This is a genomic window from Clostridioides sp. ZZV15-6388 (assembly GCF_020657755.1).
Lineage (GTDB): Bacteria > Bacillota > Clostridia > Peptostreptococcales > Peptostreptococcaceae > Clostridioides.
Map to the genome: position 1 here is coordinate 1 of NZ_JAGWCU010000070.1, position 1,636 is coordinate 1,636.

Genomic DNA, 1,636 nt, shown 5'->3' on the forward strand with positions numbered 1-1,636 from the left:
GGTTTACATAATATTATCTAAATGTTTTGAACAAAATAAATTTCTTATTAAGAAAATATAAATATAAGGATTGATACTTTTATTTCTATACTTTTAATAAAATGCAACACAATTACGACCTTGTTCCTTTGCAATATATAAAGCTTTATCACAATAACTTATAAATTCATTTAAAGTTATTAATTCTTCGACTTTCTTTGTATGAACTCCGATGCTAACAGTCACACATTTTGAAGGAACATCATCACGTTCAAAATTACAATACTCTATAATCTTACGTAAACATTCGGATTTAAGTTTAGCATTCTCCTCATCACAATTGAAAATACATATAAAAAATTCTTCACCACCATAACGGATAGCATGTGCATTTTCAGAATTTGTAAAATCTAAAATTACTTTAGCAATATTTTGTAAACAGTAATCACCTTTTTGATGTCCGTAAGTGTCATTAAATTGTTTAAAATAATCTATATCTATCATCATCCCTGTTATAGGCTCTTGATTTGAATGGGTACTTAATTTTTTTTGAAGAACATCTTCTAGATACCTACGATTATTCATTTTAGTTAGGTCATCGGTCATAACCTTAAGATTTAATAAATTATTCATATGAGAGATTTCTTCGTATTGTTGATGGATTAGCATTTTATCATAATAAGTAAATACACGACTTCTATATAACATTGTAGAAACAAAAATAGCAAGTGATGTTATAAAAAATGTGTTTACAATATTACTGAACTCATTACCTGATACAGTTTGAATTCCTGGTAAGAGTAGATTAAGAAATAAAAAACATCCTCCAAAAACTACTATTGATTGACCTAATTTTAATACTGAAAAAGCAGCAGCTGTTAACATTATATAACTGAATACACTCAAATCATTTCCACCTAACTGGTCAAGCAAAGTAATTACACAACCCCATAAGCAGAAAAAAGTTACATAAATCACCCATAAGTTTATATAACAAGTGCAATGTTCCTTTTTTTTATTCCAAAGATAAGAAAAAACAAACATAAAAATTAAAGAGATACAAAGTAGTATTATATACATACAAAAATACCATTGACGTCTTGGGGTGGCAAAAGGGCCACCATCTCTAGCTGATATTGATATCATCATAATTAGTTGAGATATTATTATTATGATACAAATAATTTTGCCTGTATGATAAAGATAATTGCAAAGTTCTCGTTCAACATTTTCTTTGTGTTTTTTATCTAGAGGGAATCCAAAGAATTTTTTGAATTTTTCTAAGTTCATATAAGCCTCCATTAAAAATAAAACATAAAAATAAGTATTCCTTTTCTTTTCTTAGATACTCGGAATACTTTGTTTACAATTTAATTATAGCAAAATATGCTATATGTAACAATCTAAATTTATAATAGGTGATGTTTGTTAGTTAATATTAAATAAAGTTTTGTATTAGTATCTTATTATAATTAAGATTAGTAAGTTATTTATTTTTGAATATTAGACAATTATAATGAAATACTAATATAAGACAAACAAAATAGATAAATATATCCAATTAAGGTATAATTAAGTTCTATTAGTTAGATTTATAATTAATATATTATATGAATTAGTGTTGTTATAAAGCTAAGAGTATTGAAATCACACCGAT

1 protein-coding gene is annotated in these 1,636 nt (G+C 25.4%); it reads right to left on the reverse strand.

Annotation, left to right across the window (positions count from 1 at the left end; genetic code table 11):
* Nucleotides 1-93: 93 nt before the first annotated feature.
* Nucleotides 94-1,269 carry a GGDEF domain-containing protein gene (locus KGF48_RS19725; protein WP_227861829.1) on the reverse strand — a complete coding sequence of 392 codons (1,176 nt, stop codon included), beginning with the start codon at nucleotides 1,267-1,269 and terminating at the stop codon, nucleotides 94-96.
* Nucleotides 1,270-1,636: the final 367 nt, after the last annotated feature.

Excerpts from the sequence above, each read along its gene's own strand:
- KGF48_RS19725 (WP_227861829.1), bottom strand. The coding sequence starts at position 1,269 with ATGAACTTAGAAAAATTCAAAAAATTCTTTGGATTCCCTCTAGATAAA.